This is a genomic window from Hoeflea sp. BAL378 (assembly GCF_000759435.1).
Classification (GTDB): domain Bacteria; phylum Pseudomonadota; class Alphaproteobacteria; order Rhizobiales; family Rhizobiaceae; genus Hoeflea.
This window is the reverse complement of record NZ_JRJG01000138.1, coordinates 1-17,841: the sequence shown is the minus strand read 5'-3', so window position 1 is coordinate 17,841 and position 17,841 is coordinate 1. Positions and strand designations below refer to the sequence as shown.

21 protein-coding genes are annotated in these 17,841 nt (G+C 64.2%); 5 read left to right on the top strand and 16 right to left on the bottom strand.

What is annotated here, in order from left to right; all coding sequences use genetic code 11:
- Positions 1 to 7 precede the first annotated feature (7 nt).
- Positions 8 to 928: an acetamidase/formamidase family protein gene (locus tag LL06_RS22465; protein WP_244447209.1), complete on the top strand. Its 921-nt coding sequence runs from the start codon at positions 8 to 10 to the stop codon at positions 926 to 928.
- 137 nt (positions 929 to 1,065) lie between these two features.
- On the opposite strand, the gene LL06_RS22460 is transcribed toward LL06_RS22465, so the two are convergent.
- The 14 genes from LL06_RS22460 to LL06_RS22395 all read right to left on the bottom strand — a co-directional run bounded on the left by LL06_RS22460 (position 1,066) and on the right by LL06_RS22395 (position 11,411).
- Complete coding sequence (locus tag LL06_RS22460; RefSeq protein ID WP_035532200.1) at positions 1,066 to 1,584, bottom strand: DNA starvation/stationary phase protection protein; 519 nt, start codon at positions 1,582 to 1,584, stop codon at positions 1,066 to 1,068.
- A 55-nt stretch (positions 1,585 to 1,639) separates the two neighbouring features.
- Entirely contained in the window at positions 1,640 to 1,864 is a 225-nt protein-coding gene (locus LL06_RS22455) for a hypothetical protein (protein ID WP_035532197.1), read from the bottom strand.
- A gap of 30 nt (positions 1,865 to 1,894) precedes the next feature.
- Entirely contained in the window at positions 1,895 to 2,290 is a 396-nt protein-coding gene (locus tag LL06_RS22450; RefSeq protein WP_152599729.1) for a hypothetical protein, read from the bottom strand.
- 17 nt (positions 2,291 to 2,307) lie between these two features.
- Positions 2,308 to 2,643, bottom strand: a complete 336-nt coding sequence (locus LL06_RS22445; RefSeq protein ID WP_081964141.1) for a DUF883 C-terminal domain-containing protein — start codon at positions 2,641 to 2,643, stop codon at positions 2,308 to 2,310.
- 136 nt (positions 2,644 to 2,779) lie between these two features.
- Positions 2,780 to 3,811, bottom strand: coding sequence for a PRC-barrel domain-containing protein (locus LL06_RS22440; RefSeq protein ID WP_035532189.1), 1,032 nt, complete (start codon positions 3,809 to 3,811; stop codon positions 2,780 to 2,782).
- A 137-nt stretch (positions 3,812 to 3,948) separates the two neighbouring features.
- Entirely contained in the window at positions 3,949 to 5,070 is a 1,122-nt protein-coding gene (locus tag LL06_RS22435; RefSeq protein ID WP_201772375.1) for an AI-2E family transporter, read from the bottom strand.
- 100 nt (positions 5,071 to 5,170) lie between these two features.
- On the bottom strand, positions 5,171 to 6,799 hold the full coding sequence (locus tag LL06_RS22430) for a CHASE domain-containing protein (protein WP_152599728.1): 1,629 nt from the start codon (positions 6,797 to 6,799) through the stop codon (positions 5,171 to 5,173).
- 234 nt (positions 6,800 to 7,033) lie between these two features.
- Positions 7,034 to 7,822, bottom strand: a complete 789-nt coding sequence (locus LL06_RS22425) for a Crp/Fnr family transcriptional regulator (RefSeq protein ID WP_035532187.1) — start codon at positions 7,820 to 7,822, stop codon at positions 7,034 to 7,036.
- A 62-nt stretch (positions 7,823 to 7,884) separates the two neighbouring features.
- The gene (locus LL06_RS22420; protein ID WP_035532185.1) at positions 7,885 to 8,082 is read right to left on the bottom strand and encodes a CsbD family protein; all 198 of its coding nucleotides are present in this window, start codon (positions 8,080 to 8,082) and stop codon (positions 7,885 to 7,887) included.
- A 133-nt stretch (positions 8,083 to 8,215) separates the two neighbouring features.
- Positions 8,216 to 8,707: a DUF2383 domain-containing protein gene (locus LL06_RS22415; RefSeq protein ID WP_161785010.1), complete on the bottom strand. Its 492-nt coding sequence runs from the start codon at positions 8,705 to 8,707 to the stop codon at positions 8,216 to 8,218.
- Between the two features lie 94 nt (positions 8,708 to 8,801).
- A complete protein-coding gene (locus LL06_RS22410) occupies positions 8,802 to 9,134 on the bottom strand; it encodes a hypothetical protein (RefSeq protein ID WP_052161831.1) in 333 nt (110 codons plus the stop codon).
- A gap of 122 nt (positions 9,135 to 9,256) precedes the next feature.
- Entirely contained in the window at positions 9,257 to 10,198 is a 942-nt protein-coding gene (locus tag LL06_RS22405; protein WP_161785009.1) for a PAS domain-containing sensor histidine kinase, read from the bottom strand.
- Positions 10,199 to 10,376: 178 nt separating this feature from the next.
- The gene (locus LL06_RS27070; RefSeq protein ID WP_035532179.1) at positions 10,377 to 10,541 is read right to left on the bottom strand and encodes a DUF1328 domain-containing protein; all 165 of its coding nucleotides are present in this window, start codon (positions 10,539 to 10,541) and stop codon (positions 10,377 to 10,379) included.
- Between the two features lie 45 nt (positions 10,542 to 10,586).
- Positions 10,587 to 11,411 carry a response regulator gene (locus LL06_RS22395; RefSeq protein ID WP_035532177.1) on the bottom strand — a complete coding sequence of 275 codons (825 nt, stop codon included), beginning with the start codon at positions 11,409 to 11,411 and terminating at the stop codon, positions 10,587 to 10,589.
- On the opposite strand from LL06_RS22395, the gene LL06_RS28350 reads away from it, so the two are divergent.
- Entirely contained in the window at positions 11,395 to 11,751 is a 357-nt protein-coding gene (locus LL06_RS28350) for a NepR family anti-sigma factor (protein ID WP_152599727.1), read from the top strand. The two genes, LL06_RS22395 and LL06_RS28350, sit on opposite strands and share 17 nt — an antisense overlap.
- 1 nt (position 11,752) lies before the next feature.
- Positions 11,753 to 12,337 carry a sigma-70 family RNA polymerase sigma factor gene (locus tag LL06_RS22390; protein ID WP_052161829.1) on the top strand — a complete coding sequence of 195 codons (585 nt, stop codon included), beginning with the start codon at positions 11,753 to 11,755 and terminating at the stop codon, positions 12,335 to 12,337.
- A gap of 103 nt (positions 12,338 to 12,440) precedes the next feature.
- Here the strand turns inward: LL06_RS22390 and fumC are convergent, their stop codons facing one another.
- Positions 12,441 to 13,835, bottom strand: a complete 1,395-nt coding sequence (gene fumC, locus LL06_RS22385; protein ID WP_035532174.1) for a class II fumarate hydratase — start codon at positions 13,833 to 13,835, stop codon at positions 12,441 to 12,443.
- 182 nt (positions 13,836 to 14,017) lie between these two features.
- Here fumC and LL06_RS26580 point away from each other — a divergent pair, with 182 nt between their 5' ends.
- Positions 14,018 to 14,758, top strand: coding sequence for a PRC-barrel domain-containing protein (locus LL06_RS26580; RefSeq protein WP_052161828.1), 741 nt, complete (start codon positions 14,018 to 14,020; stop codon positions 14,756 to 14,758).
- A gap of 56 nt (positions 14,759 to 14,814) precedes the next feature.
- Positions 14,815 to 15,177, top strand: a complete 363-nt coding sequence (locus LL06_RS22375; RefSeq protein ID WP_052161827.1) for a hypothetical protein — start codon at positions 14,815 to 14,817, stop codon at positions 15,175 to 15,177.
- A gap of 157 nt (positions 15,178 to 15,334) precedes the next feature.
- On the opposite strand, the gene LL06_RS22370 is transcribed toward LL06_RS22375, so the two are convergent.
- The gene (locus LL06_RS22370; protein ID WP_035532172.1) at positions 15,335 to 17,536 is read right to left on the bottom strand and encodes a methyl-accepting chemotaxis protein; all 2,202 of its coding nucleotides are present in this window, start codon (positions 17,534 to 17,536) and stop codon (positions 15,335 to 15,337) included.
- Positions 17,537 to 17,841: the final 305 nt, after the last annotated feature.

The following is a 17,841-nucleotide window of genomic DNA, read 5'->3' as shown; positions in this document are numbered from 1 at the left end:
GCGCACGATCCACAGCGGCTGCTGCCACCGCGGCTGGGACAGGTCGATCCCGCCGGTCGCCCATGTCGCGCCGGGAGAGACGATCGAGCTTCACTGCCGCGACGCCGCCGACGGTCATTACACCCGGCGCAGCACGGCAGCCGACATCGCGCGGATGGATCCGGCGCGGGTGAACATCGTGACGGGCCCCGTCTTCGTCGACGGCGCCGAACCTGGCGACGCGCTCAAGGTGACGATTCGCGAGTTCAAGCCGTCGGGTTTCGGCTGGAGCGCGATCATTCCCGGCTTCGGGCTTCTGGCCGACCGGTTTCCGGATCCGCATCTGCATCTGTGGGAGTACGACAGGACGGCGAGAACGCCGGCGGTGTTCAACGACCGGGCGCGGGTGCCGCTCAAGCCTTTTGCAGGAACCATCGGCGTTGCCCCCGCCGAACCCGGGCTCCACGACATCATTCCGCCGCTCAGGACGGGCGGCAACATGGACATCCGCGATCTCGCCGCGGGCACGGAGCTCTGCCTGCCGGTCGAGGTGGCGGGCGCGCTGTTCTCGGTGGGCGACACCCATGCCGCCCAGGGTGACGGCGAGGTCTGCGGCACGGCGATCGAGAGCGCCATGGACATCGTCGTCACGCTCGACCTGATCAAGGGCGCTGCGCCGGCCTTCCCGCGCTTTTCCACGCCCGGCCCGGTGACGCGCCATCTCGACGGGGCCGGCTACGAGGTGACGACCGGCATCGGCCCCGACCTGATGGCGGCGGCGCGGGACGCGGTGTCCGGCATGATCGATCATCTGGCGCGCTGGCGCGGCCTCGCGCCGGAGGACGCCTACATGCTCTGCTCGGTCTGCGGCGACCTGCGCGTGAGCGAGGTGGTCGACGCCCCGAACTGGGTCGTGTCGTTCTATTTTCCGCGCATCGTGTTCGACTAGGGCCAGCCACCGGCCGCCGAGGCCGGTTTCGGCGAGGGGCGCAAAACGGCTTCGGCGCCGGCCTGTCCAATCACAAGCGGCGCCGAAGCGGGTCGAAGGTCAGGGCGTTGGAGCCGGTACGGCAGTGCCGGGTCCGGTTACTCGGCGACGACGGCGCGGAGCATCCACAGCGCCTTCTCATGGAAGGTCAGGCGCGCGGTCAGCATGTCTTCGGTGACCATGTCGTCATTGTCGCCGGCCTTGGCGGCGGCGGCGCGCATGTCGCGCACTGCCTGCTCGTGCTCGGCGATGAGATCGCTGACCATGTCACGGGCCGAGCCCTGGTCGACGTCGGCGCCGTTGGCGGGCGCGAAACTCTTGGTCATGTCGAAGTTGACCGGGGCCAGGTGACCCAGCGCGCGGATCCGCTCGGCGATGATGTCGGTCGCCGCGAACAGCGCATTGTAGTGCTCTTCGGTCAGGTCGTGGATCGACTTGAAGACGGGACCGACGACGTTCCAGTGATAGACATGGCTCTTGATCGTCAGCCGGTAGGTCGCGGCAAGGATGTTGGACAGGTCATTGGCCATGGCCTTGCGGTAGGCTGTCTTCAGGCCGGTGTGAATGTCGTCCTTGGTGGCCTCCGGAGAGAGACTTGCGATGGCTGCCTTGCTCATGATCTTGCCTTTCTGAATAGTTCAATGGATTGCGGGGTTCGGAAACGGAGAAAGGTCACTCCGACGCCAGGATCGTGCCGGAGGTCTTCGCTCCCTTCGGCTCGATAGCGGCCGATTGCGGCGGGGAAGACGTCATGCTGGCACTTGCTTCGCTGGAGACGGTGCTCCAGAGAACCCATGCGGACATGAAGGCAAGCATCAGGCTCGCCACCAGAATCACCAGGACCTGCCTGCCGAGACGGCCTTGACGCACCAGGGTAGGATCAATCGGATTGGTCATCTTTCAATCTCCTTTCCGTATTCGCCCGGCTCAGTCGCGGCCCGAACGGACCAGGACCCCGGCCAGCACGCCGATCGCCAGACCGGCGGCCATGGTCATGACCTTGTTGTTGGCGATCATGCCGGTGGCGGCCGAAGCCGCCATGGCCGAAGCAGCGCTGGCTGTCGCCACCCGCTGCCGCCGCAAGGCCCGCCTGCGCACCCAAGCCCGTATGCCGAGCGCCACTGCGGCCAGGAAAACCGAGACGGCCGCCGCCGAGAGCAGCCCGATCACCGGACCGTGGGTCTGGGCGATGTAGGCCGCGAAGGCCGCAAGCAGGAACATGCTTGTCAGCAAAGCCATCAACGCGATGAACAGCGCCGCCATTGCTTCCCGCTTGACCTGCCGCGCCTTCGCACCGGCGAAGGCCGACAGGATCACCGTCATGTTGGACAGGTATCCCATTATCTGCGGAACAGGATTGCCGCCAGGAAGCCCGCGGCGACCGCGATGCCGAGCGACTGCAACGGCTTCTCGCGGACGGTTTCGGCCATCTGCCGCTCGGCGCGTGACATCTTGCCCGACATTTCCGAGACGAGACGTTCGCCGCTGCGCAGGACTTCATCGACCCGGGCCTCAGCGGCCTCGCGGGCCACTCCGGCCTTCAGGGCGCCGGCGCCGGCCAGGGCCTCGCCAAGAGCCGCCAGTTCTTCGCGGATCCGCGCCGTACGCTCGGCGATATCGTCCATTACCGGTGAATCCGATCCGCTGGACCGCGTGCTCTTGTTCGATGTAGCCATGACTGATCTCCTTTGATTTCACTGCGACAACGGATGGGGCCGCAATTGGTTCCGGAGCCTCGGCGAGATTCCTGAAAAAAGCAGAACAGCCGCCGGATCGCTCCGGCGGCTGTGTTTCATCCGGTAGGGAACCTGATTAGCGGGCCGGAGCGCGCATGATCATGGTGTCACGATCGGTTTCCCAGGTTTCCTTGTTGTATTCCGGCTGGGCTTCGAGCTGTTCCTGGGTGAACGGGGTGAACACCGTCACGTCACCTTCGGCATCAGCCAGGATCTCGAGGTTTTCCGGCGAAACGGCAACTTCCTTTTCACCCATTCCGAGGAAACCGCCGACATCGATGACAAAGCCTTCGATCTTGTTGTCGGCGCCCAGGAGCACGTCGCCGACATCGCCGATGTCCTCGTCGTTGGCGCCGTAGACGCTGCGGCCGATCAGGTCGTCGGCGCTGATGTCGCCCATGGTGACGGCCTTCATGCTGGCGCGGTCAATGACCTGAGCCTGCTCCTCGGCGGGAGCCACGGCGCTCTGGCCGTTGTCGACGCGTTCCGTGGTGGACTGCTCGGTGGTCGGCTCCGTGCCGGCTGCGGCGGTGGTGTCGGTGCCAGCCGCGGTGTTGGTGTCCGTGCCGGTCGCCGTCGTGGCGTCGGTGCCGGTTGCCATGTTGGTGTCGGTGCCGGTCGCAGTGGTGTTGTTCATGCCTTCCGGCTTGGACTGCGCTTCGGTGTAGATGTTGGTCCGGTCAAAGGCGGGAGCAGCTTCAAGCTGTTCGCGGCTCATGTTGGCGACGATCCAGCGCTGGCCATCGCGGTCGGCCCATTCGACCGAGTTGTACTCGATCTCGACATCCTTTTCGCCGATGCCGAGAAAGCCGCCGACGCCGACGATGACGGAAGAAACTTCGCCTTCGGGGCTGACGACCAGATCATTGATCTCGCCGATCGAGGCAGCGTCCTGGGCGGAAGATTCGTAAACGGCGGCGCCGATCAGGTCGCTGGCAAGCACTGCGCCATGCATGGCGGCATCTGCGCCGGGCGTGGCGGTCGCGGTGGATTCGGTGGTGGTGGTTGCAGCGGCGTTTGTGTCCGTCGTCGCGGTGGTGCTCTGTGCGAAAGCCGACGTGGTCACAAGCGCGGTCAAGGCCGTGCTGGCCAAAAGCATCTTAAACATGGTAAATTCCTCTTTGCATCGAAAGGTGTGCGCCGGGCCGGTGCGTGTGTGAGAGCGCGGTGCTGGCTCGGCGGCGGTTACGGGTTGGAAACGATCCGACCCGGCTCTTGGTTCCGAGCGGGGCGTTTTTTTTTGGATCAGGCGTTCGCCGCGACAGGGCTTCTGCCGCCCGAAGCCGGTCTCGACGGGTGCAGAAGCGCCGAATTGCGCAGCACCGCGTGCGCGATGAGAAGGAACGGCACCGCCAGCAGTCCGCCCACCGGACCCCAGAGCCAGATCCAGAAGGCCAGCGACAGGAACACCAGAAACGGGCTCAGCGTCACGGAGCGGCCGATGACCTGCGGCGTGACGAACTGCGCCTCGAACATGTTGAGGGTCAGGTAGGCCGCCATGGGCATGAAGATCGCCGGCGGCGCGTCCCAGGTCGCAAGCCCGACGCCCAAGAGGATCCCGGCCATCACCGCGGGGCCGATATAGACCACATAGTTGAGAATGAAGGCCAGCATGCCCCAGAGATAGGGCTGCGGCACGCCGAGAAGCCACATCGCCGCCGTGGTGCTGAGCCCCAGGCCGGCATTGATGACGGTGATGGACAGAAGATAGCGCGACACGAACCACTCGGCGTCGCGGAACATCCGGGCGGTGCGAAGCCGCGAGTGGCGGCTGAAGCACAGCGACAGGATGCTCACGCGCAAGGTATGACGGGTGGCGAGAAAGAAATAGAGACTGGCCAGGAACAGGATGATCTGTGCCACCAGCGCGGGCGCAAGCGTGGCGATGTCTTCCACCGCCGAGCCATCCTCGATCTCGACCGTCATCTGCGCCTCTCCGCCGGAGATCGAGCGGATCTGCTCCTGGACGCCGCCCAGTGTCTCGAACACAGTCTGCCAGTCGAGCATATGGCGCTGCAGTTCCCGCCAGATCTCCGGCAGCCGGTCCATCCAGATCGACAGCGGCATCGAGAACAGGGCGATGGCGGAGGCGATCAAGCCCAGGAACAGCACCACCACGATGGCCGCCGACAGCGAGACCGGGATATAGCGCTCGAGCGCGCTGGCCACGGGAGAGGCCATCAGGCCGGTGATGATGGCGAGTGAAATCGGCGCAAGCAGCGGTTGGGCCTGGTCGAGGCCGGCGAAGGCGGCTACCAGGCCAATGATGATGATGGCCACCCGTGAGATGGATTGCAGGCTTGCGTCCATGCCCGATTTCGCGGCGATCCGGACCACCGGCGGCTCCAGGCGATACATATGCTTCATCCGGCTACACCCCCACTCAATTGAGGATAATGCCGGACAGGAGGGTTTGGTTCCTTCCCGTTGCCGTCTGGTTCCCGGCGGCGCCCCCGGATTCGGGTGGCTATCTTTTGGCGGTCTTCAGGATTTTCGGGCGCGAGGTGACCCGATCGTAGGGGACGGTGATGGTGACATCGATGCCGCAGTCGCTCTTCACCGAGGTGATCGATCCACCGAGTTCACCCCTTATGGTGGCGTCGAGCAGCTTGGTTCCGAACCCCTTCTTGCCGCCGAGCACCTCGGCATCCTGTGCGTCGAGCGGCTCCGGGCTGCGTTCGGACCAGGTCAGCACCAGCTCCGCCTTCTTGCCCGGCTGCGACCGGATGGACCAGGCGATGTCGAGCACCCCGCCGGGGGATCTCGCGGATCCGTATTTGAGCGCATTGGTGGCGAGCTCGTGAAACGCCAGCCCGAACGCCTGGGTCGCCGTCTCGTTGAGCTCGACCGTCGGGCCCGTGAACTTGTCCTCGATCGGATCGTCGCCGAAAAGCTGCTTGAGCTCCTGCACCAGCAGCGTTTCGAGGTCCGCGCCCTGCCAGGCGGTGCGGGCGAGCAGGTCCTGCGACGCGGCCATCGCCTGCAGCCGCGCCGAGAAGGACTTCGAGAATTCCGGCAGGCTCTCGGAGGCCCGCGCCGTCTGCCGCGAGATGGCCAGAACGCGGGCGATCATGTTCTTGATGCGGTGCTTCATCTCCTGGAGCAGGAATTCGCGCTCGGTCAGCGCGCGCTCGGTCTCCTCCCGCAGGGCCTCGCCAACCTCGATGGTGCGCTGCTGCGAATGGGAGGAGGCGGCCAGCGCCGCGGCCAGCAGCACGGCGGCAATCATCAGCATGAAGGTCCGGGTCTGATCCGACGGAGGGCTGTAGAGATCGGAGGGATGGACCTCCAGTCGCCAGGTGCGTCCGGCCACTTCAAGCGACGTCTTTATTTCCTCCACCACGCCATAATGGGTTCCCGGTTTGCCCGGCGATTCGTAGATCAGGCTGCTGTCGGACGGTTCCCCGTCCCAGGCCGAGATGTGGACGGGCAGGGCGGGCAGACGGTTCAGCGCGGAATCGAACAGGTCGCCGATCCGGAAAGGGGCATAGACGAATCCGAGAATCCGGCCCGAATTCCGGGCAAAAAACGGGGTGTACATGACGAAGCCCGCCTGGCGGTCGGTGGCGGTTTCCTGGATCAGCCGCACCGAACCCGAGGCGCGCAGGCGATTTTCGGCAAGCGACGACAGGATCGCCGCCCGGCGGACCGGTTCCGAATACATGTCGTAGCCGAGCGATTTCAGGCTGCGCGCGCTCTGCGGTTCCATCAGCACGATGGCGGTGCGGGTTTCCTCGGTGGTTTCGGGCCAGGGGGCGCGGGCGATGCCGTAGTTCCTCTCCAGCTCGCGCGAGATCGCCTCGTCCGATTGCGGTCCGGTCCGCACATAGCGCGCAAAACCGATGCCTTGCACGCCGGTGAACTGCTCGCTTTTCTGGAGGTGCCCGACAAAGACCTTGAATTCTTCCGCGCTCGGCACTTCGCCGGTGGCTTCGAAAAAAGCCTCGGCCGAATTGATCAGCAGCATGTGGGTGTCGAGCCGGTCGCTCAGGCGCTGGACGGCGTCCTCGGCAATGGCCGCGAAGCTCATCCGGTTGGCATGGTCGATGGTGTACCAGGAAGCCGCGGCCGTCAGCAGACCGACAAACGTAACCACGACGAAAACCAGCACAGGCTGGACACGATAAAGCAAAATGGCAACCTTCTTCAACGGCTCCAGCTCACAGTCCGCTGAGGCGCGCGATTCGCCCTGGCAAGCTCGTCTGATCCAAGAAGTGTGCGTCGACCATACAACCCAATCTCCGAACTGGAAATAGGATTTCCAGCGAATAAAATCATGCGCACGTTTAGGAGGAAACGAGGGGCCGTCTATAAAGCAGGTTAACTTGGATCAATTTGACGCAATCTGATTGATCGGCTCCGGAAGCCCGGGCCGGGTGGAAAACTCCATTAGAAAACGCTTATCGAAGTCGGCGAAACTTATCGATCTGCTGAGTTGTGGAAATGAAACCGCACCCTTGTCGATGCGCAGCAGGTTTTCCTTGCACAGCCGGCTGATCGACCGGTTGACGTGGACCGTCGACAGGCCCATGCAATCGCCGATCTGCTCCTGTGTGAGTTCCAGTTGGAACCCCTTGGCGGTGGCCAGGTCGACCTGCTCGAGGCGGGTCCACAGTTCCAGGAAGAAATGCAGGATCCGTTGCGCCGCGGTGCGTGCGCCGAGCGAAACCTTGTGTTCGGAGAGAATGTTGGCGTGCCGCACGGTCATCCACTCGAGGCCCGAGGCGAGCACCGGAAAACGCCGGTGGATTTCGAGGATGCGCACCGGCTCGATCAGCGCCAGCGACGACTTGGTCAGCGCGGCGGCCGAATAGATCGCGGAATTGTTGAAATTGACGTGCAGCCCGATGAAATCGCCCGGCAGCGACACGCCGATGATCAGCCGGCGGCCGGCGGCAGTGATCTTGTAGCGCATGACCCAACCGCTGCGGACCAGAAAGGTCAGGCGCAGCGGATCGCCGTCATGGATGAATTCATCGCCCTTGTCGACCTCGGCCTGGTTGACCTGCATGGTCTCGAGGAACTTGACCTCGTCATAGGTGAGAAGGATGGACCGGCCGAGCCTGCGCACCAGCGGACTGGCGTCGTCGGGAATAGCGCTCTGGTTTTTCGGGGACATTGACAAGCTTTCGTGACCAAGGGGCCCGGCAAGCCATTTGCCGGGCCCCTCAGATTACGCGATTAATGCTTGTCGAGCCAGTTGTCGATTTCCTTTTCGGCTTCATCGCGCGACTTGCCGTAGCGAGCCTGGATCTTGCCGGCCAGTTCCGTGCGGTTGCCTTCCACCTGGTCAAGGTCGTCGTCGGTGAGCTTGCCCCACTGCGTCTGCGCCTTGCCCTTGTATTCCTTCCACTTGCCTTCGATAATATCCCAGTTCATCTCAATTCTCCTTGTGAGCGTGTGTGGTAGCCGGGTTCGGTTCTTTCCAATCGGCTTATGATATCAACGCGGTAACCGGATAATGGTTCCGCTGCGTGGGTCAATTGGCACGCGTTGCCGCGTTATTACCGCATCAGTCCTCCAGGACGTGATGGCGTGAATCGACCTTCCTCACGACTTCCTCGATTTCGGCGCGATGCTTGATGAGCAGCGTATGCGCCTGATCGAACGTGTCGCGCGGCAGGGACTTCATGTTGTCGGCGAGCGTCTCCAGCGCATCGTCATAGGACGACACGATCCGCCGCTCGCCATCGGCCACGGCCGGCAGCACGTCCCCGTCAATGTCGGTGAAAAAGGCCCGGGTGCGCACCACGCCCTCGTGAACCGCCGACATGAACGATCCGTCTTCCGACGGGTGCTTGCCATGGGCCATCAGGAACTTGGCAAGTTCCGCGGCCTGGCGGGCGGTCGTCTGCCGGGTGGTCTTCAGCACCTCGTGAATTTCAGGCTCCGCCTTTTCGAGCATCACGTCATAGCCGTGGACCGCGTCGATCAGGGCGATATGCGTATCGCCGATGGAATTCAGCACCTCGGCGGTCTTGTCGTGGATATCTTCAATAGTCATGATCAGCCTCATCTGATGAGTGTGTTGGGGTAAGGGGGCACGCGTCCGGGCGCGATCGCCGGGATTCTGTCAAAGGGTTCAAACCGCCAGCCGATCAATTCAGCCGATTGGTTTCCTCGGTCGGTTCCGACTGGGCGAGCGTCTGGAGATTGATCTCGGGATCGATCAGCTCGAGCGCGACTTCGATCTCGCCCTCGGTGGTGACGTCCCAGACGATCTCGGCGTCCTCATAGAGCAGGGCGGGATCGATCTCGACGCATTTGCCGAGCGCATGGCTCTTGGCGGTGATCATGCGGACGGCCGGCGACAGCTCGAGTTCGCATTGCTGCATGGTTTCATAGGCGACCGCAGGAGCGGGCTGTTCCGTGCAGCTCTGATAGTCGTCGCTGCAGGCGATCAGGATCATAAAGGCTGCGATGTGTTCCATGACGCTTCTCCTTTTGGAGAGTTAACGTCCAAGGGTCAGGGAAGTTCCGCCGAAGCAGAATCACCAAATCTTACGAAGAGTGAAAGGAACAGGGGAGGCGCGACGAGCCGGACAATCAAACCTCAGCGCTTCGGATGAAGCTCATACTGGGTGCTGGGGATGGTGAGCTGATAGACCATCCGGTCCTGGTTGGTGTCGTGCTCCACGCTGGCCGAAAGCGCCTGCGGCACGATGCGCCCGAGCACGGTGCCGGAAAATCCGGCCTTCGTGCCCTCGCGCGGTGTTCCCGCGTCGGGCGGCCGGGCGAAGGTCTCGGTCCAGCGGACGACGAGCTCGGGCTCGCCATTGCCGTTCACGCGCTGCCGCGAGGCGAGCTCGATCGAGCCGCCTGCCGGACCCAGGGCGCCCTTGGCCAGGGAATCGATGGTCAGCTCATGCAGGGCAAGCCCGAGATGCAGCGCCGCATTGGGAAACAGATAGGCGTCTTCGCCCGCCATGCCGAAACGCGGCGACCGCTTGCCCACAAGCGGCTCCAGTTGCGATCGCGTCAGCGCGAACAGTTCGGCGCCGCGCCAGTCCGACGCGGTCACCAGATCCTGCGACTGGGCCATGGACTGGATCCGGTTGCGGAAGGCAAACAGAAACGTTTCGAGATCGTCGGCGTAGCGCGCGGTCTGCGACGCGATCGACTGGATGATCGCCAACAGGTTCTTCGACCGGTGGCTGAGTTCACGCAACAGGGTCTTGAGCACCGTCTCGCGGTACTTGACGTCGTCGATGTCGAGGATGGTGGTCAGGACCCCGATCACCTTGCCGTCCTCGTCGATGTCGGGGTCTATATGCAGCAGGAACCAGTGCCGGTCCTGGTCGCTGTCGCGCTGGATCTCGAGCTTGTCGGCTTCGCCGCTCTCCAGCACTTCGCGCTTGGCGATGGAAATCACCGAAGCCTGCGCTTCGCCGAACAGCGCGCTGTCGGTCTTGCCCTTGACCTCGTCTTCGCCGGGCCAGGATTCGGGCAGGTTGGCGGTGAACAGGATCCTGAGGTCCCGATCCTGATACATCATGGAGACGCCAGCACTCTGCAAACCCGCCAGCGCGAATCTCAAGCGATCAGTTTTTTTGATCGAATCTAGATTCATTCCATACTCATCTGTCTGTTCGGTGCGCCGGTCCTGTGGCAAGCGGGCGCTGGATGTGGCCCAGCGCCCGGATTAACTGTCTGTGCGGCTGGTCTAGGGTCAGTCAGACTTTCCGGACGAAATTGATGATGACCGAGATGACCAGAAGCGCCAGGAACAGGAAGAACAGGATCTGCGCGATGCCGGCCGAAGCACCGGCAATCCCGCCGAATCCGAGGACACCCGCGATGATGGCGACGACGAGGAACACAAGAGCGTAGTACAGCATCGAAATTCTCCTTTGTCATTCGATGGGCTGTCAACGCCAGAAGTCTCAGTTGGTTCCGGTCCTCGGCTCGCTTTCCTGGGCGTCTTCGGCGGCGGAATTGAAGAACAGCGCCTGGCTGATGAGCGCCTTGACCATGTCGGGGTTGAACGGCTTGGTCACCAGAAACGCCGGCTCCGGCTTCTCGCCGGTCAGCAGGCGTTCGGGAAACGCCGTGATGAAGATGACCGGAAGCGTGTCGTCCTTGAGAATATCGTTGACGGCATCGATCCCGGAGCTTCCGTCGGCGAGCTGGATGTCGGCGAGGATCATCTTCGGCTGGGTCCGCTTGTACAGATCAAGCGCTTCGGTGCGCGTCCGGGCGATGCCTGTGACGCGATGGCCGAGCGTCTCCACCATGTCCTCGATATCCATGGCGATCAGCGGCTCGTCCTCGATGATCATGATGTCGGTGGCGACCTGCTGGGAAATTTCCATCGAAGCTGTATCGAGCAGCCTGGAAAGTCCCGCCTCGTCCACATCCAGGATCTCGGCGCATTGTTCGGTGCTGAAGCCTTCGACCGCCACCAGCAGAAATGCCTTGCGGGCCTGCGGCGTCACGGATTCGAGATTGGCGCGGGCTCTTTTTTCCCAGCCGAACGGAGTCTCGTTGCGGGGGATTGGAACCGAAAGGCTGTCAAAGAGTTGGGAATACAGCTTGTAGAGCGCAACGCGGTCATCGCCGGAGTTGGGAAACACCGAGAGGTCTGCAATGAGGGCTTCAAGTGTTGCGGCGACGAAGGCGTCGCCCGAAGTCTGCGATCCGGTGACCGCGCGCGAGAAACGGCGAAGATAGGGAAGATGCGGCGCGATGCGCATGGATAATGTCGTCATTACGTACCCCTTGATAGTCCACAGAAAGTGGCAACAGAAAACTGAATGCACTGGCGGAAAAAAAGTTCCGCAGCCATGGAACTTTTTTTTCCAAGGCGCATTATCATGTCATGTGTTGATTCAATACGGGCTTGCAAGGGGTATGATGACCAAAGATCAGAAAGGAGCAGCTAAGATGGGCAAACGCTCCTCAAATCACGACGCGAGTGATGCAATCGCTTCGCAGCTGAAACGGTACTACGAATCCGTGGAACAGGAACCGATTCCCGGCCAACTTCTCGATCTGCTGGAAAAACTCGATGAAGCGGAACGGGCGGGCGGTACGGGCGGCGCGCACTGAGATGAGCGCTCCCCACACCAAGATCGCCGAAGGGGCGACCCCGTTCTCCTTCAAGCGCGAGATGCTCGCCGCCCTGCCGGGCCTGCGGGCCTTCGCCGTGTCGCTGTCCCGCCGCCACGACCGGGCCGACGACCTCGTTCAGGAGACCGTGATGAAGGCCTGGGGCAAGCAGGAGAGTTTCCAACCGGGAACGAACATGCGCGCCTGGCTGTTCACCATCCTGCGCAACGAATTCTACAGCCAGATGCGCCGGAAGGGTAGGGAACTGCCCGATCCCGACGGCGTCTTCGCGGGCAACCTCGCCACGCATCCGGAGCAGTACGGCAAGCTCGACATGGCCGATTTCAAGGCCGCCCTCGACACCCTGCCGGACGACCAGCGCGAGGCGATCGTTCTGATCGGCGCCTCCGGCTTCGCCTATGAGGAGGCCGCGGAAATCGCCGGCGTCGCTGTCGGGACCATCAAGAGCCGGGTCAACCGCGCACGCATCAGGCTGCGCGAGATCCTCGATGTGGACGGCGAAAGCGACTACGGGCCGGACAATACCTCGGCCCTTCTCGTCAACAAGTCGTTCCCGAGCATCTAGGCAGGCCTGACCTCATCGACACTGGCGGCGTCTCTGGAACCGGGATCGCCCGATCACCAGCGGCCCGGGTCCCCTCCCGGGCCGTTTTTTCGTGCCCCGGGCTTCAGGCCGGATCCGGCCCGGTCATGGCCATCGGCACTACCCAGCGGTCATATTCCGCCCCGTCGATCCCGGCCTCGATCGCGGCGGCCCGCAGGGTCGATCCCTGCTGATGCGCGCGCTTGGCGATCTTCGCGGCCTGGTCGTAGCCCACATGCGGCGCGAGTGCGGTGACCAGCATCAGCGACTGCTCCATCAGCGAGGCGATGCGCGCCCGGTCGGGCTCGATTCCCTCCACGCAATTGTCGGCGAACGAGCGGGCGGCGTCGCCGAGCAGCCGGATCGACTGCAGCACATTGTGGATGATCACCGGCTTGAACACGTTGAGCTCGAAATTGCCCTGGCTGCCGGCGAAGGTGACCGTCACATGGTTGCCGATCACCTGCGCGCAGACCATCGTCATCGCCTCGCACTGGGTCGGGTTCACCTTGCCCGGCATGATCGACGAGCCCGGCTCGTTCTCGGGCAGCCGCAGCTCCCCCAGGCCCGACCGCGGCCCGGAGCCCAGGAACCTGATGTCCTGGGCGATCTTGAACAGGCTTGTCGCCAGCGTGTTGAGCGCGCCCGACAGTTCCACCATGGCGTCATGCGCGGCGATGGCCTCGAACTTGTTGGCGGCACTGGTGAACGGCAGGCCCGTCAGCCGCGCCACATGGGCGGCGAAGCTCGCGGCGAAACCCGCGGGTGCGTTGAGCCCGGTGCCGACGGCGGTCGCCCCCTGGGCGAGCGGATAGAGCCGCGGCAGGCAGGCTTCGATACGGGCGATACCGGCCTCGACCTGCGCCGCGTAGCCAGAGAACTCCTGCCCGAGCGTGATCGGCGTCGCGTCCTGGAGATGGGTGCGCCCGAGCTTGACGATGTCCTCCCACGCCTTGCTCTTGGCGTCGAGCATGGCGTGGAGATGCGTGAGCGCCGGCATCAGCCGGCTGGCGAGCTCCCGCGCCGCGGCGATGTGCATGGCGGAGGGAAAGCTGTCGTTGGAGGATTGCGAGCGGTTGACGTGGTCGTTGGGGTGCACCGGCGATTTCGAGCCCGCCACGCCGCCGAGCGCGAGGATTGCGCGGTTGGCGATCACCTCGTTGACGTTCATGTTGGTCTGCGTCCCCGATCCGGTCTGCCAGACCTTGAGCGGGAAATGATCGTCGAGCGCTCCGCTCGCCACTTCGGCGGCAGCCGAAGCGATGGCCTCGCCGATCCCGGGCTCGATCAGCCCCGCCTCCATGTTGGCCAGCACCGCCGCCTGCTTGACCAGCCCCAGCGCATGGATCAGCGGCTGCGGCATGGTCTCGGCGCCGATGCGGAAATTGTGCAGGCTGCGTTCGGTCTGGGCGCCCCACAAGCGATCGGCGGGAACCTCGATGGGCCCGAAGCTGTCGGTTTCAGTGCGTGTCCCGGTCATGTGTCTGCCTTTCTGTCCTCGATCGGCGCAGGGCGCCGTCCGTCCTTACGGTAAGCCGACCGCCGTCGCCGTCAACCTTTGCGTCCGTCCTGGCAAGCGCCCGGCGGGGATGGAACCGCACCGGGGACGAGACGTTGACTGCATGACGGCAATCAACAACCGCCCGAGAAGGAGGAGCGAACATGTATGTCTCTTTCACCGATCTGAGAAATGCGGGCCTGGTCAACGGCGACACCGGACTGGGCGACCTGACCGATCTCTACATCGACGAGCGCACCTGGCTGACCGACTACATCGTCATCGACACCGGCGGCTGGTTCTCGTCCCACGCAGTCCTGGTCGCCCCCGACCGCATCACGTCGGTCGAGCCGGAGAACCGGGCGCTGACGACCGGCCTGACCCGCGAGGACCTCGAGGGCGCGCCCGCCGCCAGCACCGAGAAGACGGTCGGCGACGTCGTCGGCGCCGAGTGGATGGTCGCGGCAGGCCAGCCCTTCTATGCCGCCGCCGGCTACATGGCCGTGCTGCCGCCGGCGATCCCGCGCCGCCCGGCCGCCGGGGCCGCGGGAGAAGCGGAAGCCGTCGCCGATGGCGAGGAGGTGCATCTGCGCAGCGCCCGCGAGATCCTGGGCTACGGCATCGAGGCCGCGGACGGCAAGATCGGATCGGTCTCCGACCTGATCCTTGACCCAAAAGACTTCCGCGTCGCCCTGATCGCGGTCGACACCGGCAACTGGCTGCCCGGCCGGGTGGTGGTGCTCGATCCGAAATGGGCCCGCTCGGTCTCCTGGACCGATCGCACAGTCAGCTTCGACAAGACCAGGCAGGAGATCGAGGACGCGCCGGCGCTGGCCGAATTGAGCGGGCTCGAGCGCAGCTATGAGGCCGAGCTCTACCGCTACTACGGCTATCCGATGATGTAACCGATGCGGCGACCGGGCTAGACCGGCCAGGCCGCGCAAGCAATGGAGTCAACACCATGAGACTGACCGTCAATCGCCCGCAAGCCCCGTTCCGCCCGCGTGTCCTGTTCGGCGCCGCGTGCCTCGCCGCCGGACTGGCGCTCGCGCCCGGCCTGGCGCAAGCGCAGGACAGTGACCAGGCGCAGGAGAGTGAGGCGCAGCCGGCCGATTGCGTGCCGCAGGCGCCGATGGACGGCGACGGAGCCCAGCCCCAACCCGGCGCGTCGCCCGACACCAATCTCACCGAACAGCTCAAGGAATGCGATGGCGTGCTCAGGCCGCCGCCGGTGGGCGACAGCGAATTCACCGAGCCGGCGCCGCCGGTCGGCGAGACGCCGGTGATCGAGCCCGAGGATCTGCCGCCGCAGAACTCCAACTGAGGACGCGGGTCCCAGTCGCGCATCGGTTACCGGGTTGGGCCTTTCCGGCCATAAAAAATCCGCGGGCAGCAGGCTGCCCGCGGATTGAAGTTTCAGGGTTGGGCGCGGTCTTGGATCATCAAGGTCGCGCGATTGCCGTGCCCTTGGCGCGGAGGCCTCAGAATTCCGTCCACTCGTCGGACTTGACGGCGAGATTGCCTTGCGCCGCCATCCGTTTTCCCGGAGCCGCCGCATTTGCCATGGCGGTCGCGGTCTGGCGCAGCGCCGCGGCCTTGTGGCCTGGGCCGCCGTTAAGGCGGAACTGGGCGATCATTTCGCCCAGGCGTCCGGCCTCGGCCGACAGCGTGTAGCTGGCCGCCGTGCTTTCCTCGACCATCGCCGCGTTCTGCTGGGTGACCTGGTCCATCTGGTTGACGGCGGTGTTGACCTCGGAGAGGCCGACCGACTGTTCGGCCGCCGCGCTGGCGATGGCCTTCATGTGGTCGTTGACCGTGACGATATAGGTCTCGATCGTCTTGAGCGCGTCGCCGGTTTCGTTGACCAGCCTGACGCCGCCTTCCACCTCGACCGAGGAATTGCGGATCAGGTCCTTGATTTCCTTGGCGGCCTTGGCGGACCGCTGCGCCAGTTCGCGCACTTCCTGGGCCACCACGGCGAAGCCTCTCCCGGCTTCCCCGGCGCGCGCCGCTTCGACGCCGGCATTGAGCGCCAGCAGGTTGGTCTGGAAGGCGATCTCGTCGATCACACCGATGATGCTGGAGATCTGGTTGGACGACTGCTCGATCTTGCCCATCGCCTCCACGGCGTTCGACACGATCGTGCCCGACTGCACCGCGCTCTGGTTGGCCTGGATAGCGGCCGACCTTGCCTCCTCGACGCGCTGGGTCGAGCTGGTGACATTGGCGGTGATCTGGTCAAGCGCCGCCGCGGTTTCCTCGAGGGAGGCCGCCTGCTGTTCGGTGCGCTTGGAGAGATCCTGCGCCGACTGGCTGATTTCGCGCGAGCCGCTGTCGATCTGGATCGACGCCTCCGCGACCGCGCGCAGAGTTTCGCCGAGCTGGGTGACGGCCATGTTGAAATCGGTCCGAAGCCCTTCGAAATCGGCGGCGAACGGCTCGGTCAACTGGTAGGTGAGATCGCCGTCGGCCAGGTGCTTGAGCCCTTCGCCGAGACCGGAGGTCGCCTCCCGCATTTCCTGCGCGCGGACCCGTTCCATCTCGCTGTTGCGATTGCGCGCCTGTTCCGAAAGGCCTCTCTGGGCCTCCGCATCGTTCTCCAGGCGGATCTTCTCGAGACCGGCTTCCTTGAACACCTGGACGGCGCGCGCCATGGCGCCGACTTCGTCGGACCGGTCCTGGTCCGGCACGATCGCCGCCAGGTCGCCATTGGCCAGCCGGCCCATGGTGTCGGTCATCCTGCGGATCGTGCCCGAGAAGGAGCGGGCATAGACCAGGAAGCCCAGCAGCGATAGGAGCGAGACGATGATCGCGCCCACGACCGACGTCCAGGTCGCGGTCGTGCCCGCCGCGACGATTGGAGTGACGTTGGAGGCAATCTCGATGACGCCGATCTTTTCGCCGGAGAAATTCTCCAGCACCTTTCCGGACACGGCGTAATTGCGCTCGCCGGCAGACGCCATGATGATGGGCAGATTGCCGTCAAACGCCGTCTGGATCTGGTCGGCGGACAGCATGGCGGTGTCGCCGAATGTGGAGGCCTGCGTCTCGAACTTGCCTTCGCTGAGAATGTGGATGGCGATCTTCGAATCGGTCTTTTCGCCGATGCGCGCGAAATAGTCTTCCGACAGGGCGCTGCCGACATCGACGACGCCGGCGATCTGGCCGTCTTTCATCGTGGCGACGGAGGCGAAGGTGTTGACCGAGGTGCGCCCCGGCTCGATGCCTGCGTGCAGCTTGCCGTCGGTCAACGCGGCCACGACCATCTTGCGGCGGCCCTTGATGTCGTCGCCGAACTTGTCAGGCGCATGAACGCGGGCCACGGCAAAGCCGTTCTTGGTGAAGGTAATGAGGCCAAGTCCGCTCTGTTCGGTCACCCTGGCCAGGCTGCCGGCGTATTTCGCCACCAGCTCGTCCCGCGCTTCGTTGAGAATGAGATCGGCGATGTCCGGCTCCCCGGCGATGGACAGCGCAAGCCCGGAGGCGGCCCGCTTCTGCGCGTCCATGTCCGCCTCGAGCACCGCCAGGTCTGCGTTGAATTCTTTCAGGACTGCCTGCTGGTTCATCAGCGATTGGCTGTACCACGCCAGCCCGCCGATCGTGGCGCTGGCAAACAGCACCGCGCCGAAACCGTAACCGGTCATCTTGACCCACATGGGTCGCTTGATATTCATTGTACTCATAAATTTATCCCCACAATCAATCAGGCCCCGTGCCGTCAATGGCAGGGACTATTCACGCCAGTGCGCTAAAAATCTGTTTATGCTGGCGTATCAATAATCGCCGCGCGCGGGGGGGCGAACTCGCACATCAAAAACCTCGCGCGGCGAGGCGGCGAACCGTCCTCCGGGCGTCGCCGGAGTTCGAGCAGGGCGCGGCCTGCCGCAGGCTGGAACCCCTGCACGGGCCGCTCCGCCCGATGATCTCTCGATCCTTCTCCTTTCGATCCGGCGAAGCCGGCCGCCGTCGAGCCGTCCGCCCCCCCCCC